The following is a 3,601-nucleotide window of genomic DNA, read 5'->3' as shown; positions in this document are numbered from 1 at the left end:
CGTGCCCGCCTCGGACGGGAACGCGCTCTCGATCATCACCTGGTAGCGGCGCATGTCGACGATGTGGTCGATGTGCTCGATGTCGACCGGGCACTGCTCGACGCAGGCGCCGCAGGTGGTGCAGGACCACAGGACGTCCGGGTCGATGACGCCGTTCTCCTCGACGGTGCCGATGAGGGGGCGCTCGGCCTCGGCGAGGGCCGCGGCGGGCACGTCCTTCAGCTGCTCCTCGGAGGCCTTCTCGTTGCCCTCCATGTCCTTGCCGCCGCCCGCGAGGAGGTACGGCGCCTTGGCGTGCGCGTGGTCGCGCAGCGACATGATGAGGAGCTTCGGCGAGAGGGGCTTGCCGGTGTTCCAGGCGGGGCACTGCGACTGGCAGCGGCCGCACTCGGTGCAGGTGGAGAAGTCGAGGAGGCCCTTCCAGGAGAACTGCTCGACCTGGGAGACGCCGTAGACGTCGTCCTCGCCCGGGTCCTCGAAGTCGATCGGCTTGCCGCCCGAGGTCATCGGCTGCAGGGCGCCCAGCGCGGTCTCGCCGGTGGCGTTGCGCTTGAACCAGATGTTCGGGAAGCCGAGGAAGCGGTGCCAGGCGACGCCCATGTTGGTGTTGAGGGACACCGTGATCATCCAGATCATGGTGGTGCTCAGCTTGATCATGGCGAAGAGGTAGACGAGCGTCTGCAGCGTCGCGACCGACATGCCCTTGAAGAGCAGGACCAGCGGGTACGAGGCGAAGTACGCGGCCTCGTAGTGGTCGACGTGGTGCAGGGCGCCTTCCAGGCCGCGCAGCACGTAGATCGCCAGGCCGATCGTGAGGATGACCCACTCGACGAAGTACGCCTGGCCGGCCTTGGAGCCGGCGAAGCGGGACTTGCGGCCGGGGCGCGACGGCAGGTTCAGCAGGCGGATGACCATCAGGGTGGCGATGCCGAGGACGGTCATCGAGCCGATGAACTCGATGTACATCTCGTACGGCACGAAGCCGCCGATGACCGGCAGCGTCCAGTCGGCCTGGAAGAGCTGGCCGTACGCGGTCACGATGGTCGGCGGCAGCGTCAGGAAGCCGACCGCGACGAACCAGTGGGCGAAGCCGACGATGCCCCAGCGGTTCATCCGGGTGTGGCCCAGGAACTCCCGGACCAGGGTGACGCTCCGCTGGTACGGGTTGTCGGTCCGGGTGCCGGCCGGGACGGGCTGGCCGAGCTTGAAGTACCGGACGAACTGACCGATGGCGCGAGCGAGCAGGGCAACGCCGACCACGGTCAGCGTCAGCGACACAATGATCGCGGCGAGTTGCATGACGGGCTCCTCGAGCGGGCCAGCCCACGTACTTGAGCCGAGCCTACTAAGCGGTAACTTATCTAGTCCGTGCTGAGATTACCGGGCGGGGCGCCGCTCTTGTAGCGGGCCTCGCGGTGATCTGTGTCGCTCAGGCAACCCTTGCCGCGCGGGCTCCCGCGCGGGTCGCCGTACGACGTCGGCGGACTGCTGGAAGCGTACGCGCCAGAATCGCCAGATCCATCCCCAGCCAGTGGTGGTCCACATAGTGGAGGTCGAGGAGTTCGCGCTCCTCCCAGGGCAGCTCCGAACGCCCGCTGATCTGCCACGGGCCGGTGAGTCCCGGACGTACGGAGAGCCGCCGGCGCCCCTCGCCGGCGCACTCGCGGTGGCCGGGCGCCAGCGGGCACGGGCCCACCAGGGACATCTGCCCCCGTACGACGTGCAGCAGGAGGGGCAGCGCGGCCAGCGGGCCGCGGGTGCGGAAGGTCAGCATCGTGAAGGGCCGGCCGTGCAGGCCGGCCACGGTCCGGCGGCGCAGCACCCCGCCGCCGGGTGTCCCCGAGCCGACGGCGACGGAGACGGCGACGGCGGCGAGGAGCGGGGAGAGGGCGGTGAGCAGCGCGAGGCCGCCCACGAGGTCGAGTGCGCGCTTGGCCGTCATGCGCCGGACCCCTTCGTCGTGCGATATTCGTGGGATGTTCGGGGGATATGCCTGCTTTGCCCCTGGCGGGGCATGCGGACTCTCTCATCCATGCGCCCCGGGGGCCGGGAATGACGCGCCCCGCCCGCTCCTTTGAGTGGGGGCGTCGACGAAGAGTTGAGTCACTCCCACTCAGGTCTGTTGACGCGCGCCACCCTGTCGTGCATCCTTGAGTCAGTTCCACTCAAGTCAGTCAGCTGGAGGAATCGAAATGGCACGTGCGGTCGGCATCGACCTGGGCACGACTAACTCCGTCGTCAGCGTTCTGGAAGGCGGCGAGCCCACCGTCATCACCAACGCCGAGGGCGCCAGGACCACGCCGTCCGTCGTCGCCTTCGCGAAGAACGGCGAGGTGCTCGTCGGCGAGGTGGCCAAGCGCCAGGCCGTCACCAACGTCGACAGGACCATCCGGTCGGTCAAGCGCCACATGGGCACCGACTGGAAGATCGACATCGACGGCAAGAGCTTCAACCCGCAGCAGATGAGCGCCTTCATCCTGCAGAAGCTCAAGCGCGACGCCGAGGCCTACCTGGGCGAGAAGGTCGTCGACGCGGTCATCACCGTCCCGGCGTACTTCAACGACTCCGAGCGTCAGGCCACCAAGGAGGCCGGTGAGATCGCGGGCCTCAACGTCCTGCGCATCGTCAACGAGCCGACCGCCGCCGCCCTGGCCTACGGCCTCGACAAGGACGACCAGACGATCCTCGTCTTCGACCTCGGTGGCGGCACCTTCGACGTGTCCCTCCTGGAGATCGGCGACGGCGTCGTCGAGGTGAAGGCCACCAACGGTGACAACCACCTCGGTGGTGACGACTGGGACCAGCGTGTCGTCGACTACCTGGTGACCCAGTTCCAGAACGGCCACGGCGTGGACCTGGCCAAGGACAAGATGGCCCTCCAGCGTCTGCGCGAGGCCGCCGAGAAGGCGAAGATCGAGCTGTCCTCCTCCACGGAGACCTCGATCAACCTGCCCTACATCACCGCCTCCGCCGAGGGCCCGCTGCACCTGGACGAGAAGCTCACGCGCGCCCAGTTCCAGCAGCTGACCGCGGACCTCCTGGAGCGCTGCAAGACCCCGTTCCACAACGTCATCAAGGACGCGGGCATCTCCATCAACGAGATCGACCACGTCGTCCTCGTCGGTGGCTCCACCCGCATGCCGGCCGTCGCCGAGCTCGTCAAGGAGCTGACCGGCGGCAAGGAGGCCAACAAGGGTGTGAACCCGGACGAGGTCGTCGCCATCGGCGCCTCGCTCCAGGCCGGTGTCCTCAAGGGTGAGGTCAAGGACGTCCTGCTCCTCGACGTGACCCCGCTGTCCCTCGGCATCGAGACCAAGGGCGGCATCATGACCAAGCTCATCGAGCGCAACACCACGATCCCGACCAAGCGGTCCGAGATCTTCACGACGGCCGAGGACAACCAGCCGTCCGTGCAGATCCAGGTCTACCAGGGCGAGCGCGAGATCGCGGCGTACAACAAGAAGCTCGGCATGTTCGAGCTGACCGGCCTCCCGCCGGCCCCGCGCGGCGTCCCGCAGATCGAGGTCTCCTTCGACATCGACGCCAACGGCATCATGCACGTGACCGCGAAGGACCTGGGCACGGGCAAGGAGCAGAAGAT

Annotated in this window: 3 protein-coding genes; 1 reads left to right on the top strand and 2 read right to left on the bottom strand. The window is 67.9% G+C overall.

From position 1 onward, the window contains the following. The coding region (locus tag RIF68_RS30930) for a (Fe-S)-binding protein (protein WP_309054579.1) at positions 1-1,299 on the bottom strand (1,299 nt) is incomplete at its 3' end. Positions 1,300-1,429: 130 nt separating this feature from the next. Next, positions 1,430-1,942, bottom strand: coding sequence for a sugar transferase (locus tag RIF68_RS30925; protein ID WP_309054578.1), 513 nt, complete (start codon positions 1,940-1,942; stop codon positions 1,430-1,432). Between the two features lie 250 nt (positions 1,943-2,192). On the opposite strand from RIF68_RS30925, the gene dnaK reads away from it, so the two are divergent. After that, positions 2,193-3,601 (top strand): molecular chaperone DnaK (dnaK, locus tag RIF68_RS30920; protein WP_309054577.1); only part of this gene is annotated, 1,409 nt, incomplete at its 3' end.

Origin of the sequence: Streptomyces sp. (assembly GCF_031178505.1) — a bacterium.
Lineage (GTDB): Bacteria > Actinomycetota > Actinomycetes > Streptomycetales > Streptomycetaceae > Streptomyces > Streptomyces gulbargensis.
The sequence above is the reverse complement of the archived record's forward strand: the minus strand, read 5'-3'. Positions and strand labels throughout refer to the sequence as shown.

What these genes read in the sequence shown, in the direction of transcription:
- RIF68_RS30925 (WP_309054578.1), bottom strand. Translation starts at nt 1,942, where the DNA reads ATGACGGCCAAGCGCGCACTCGACCTCGTGGGCGGCCTCGCGCTGCTC.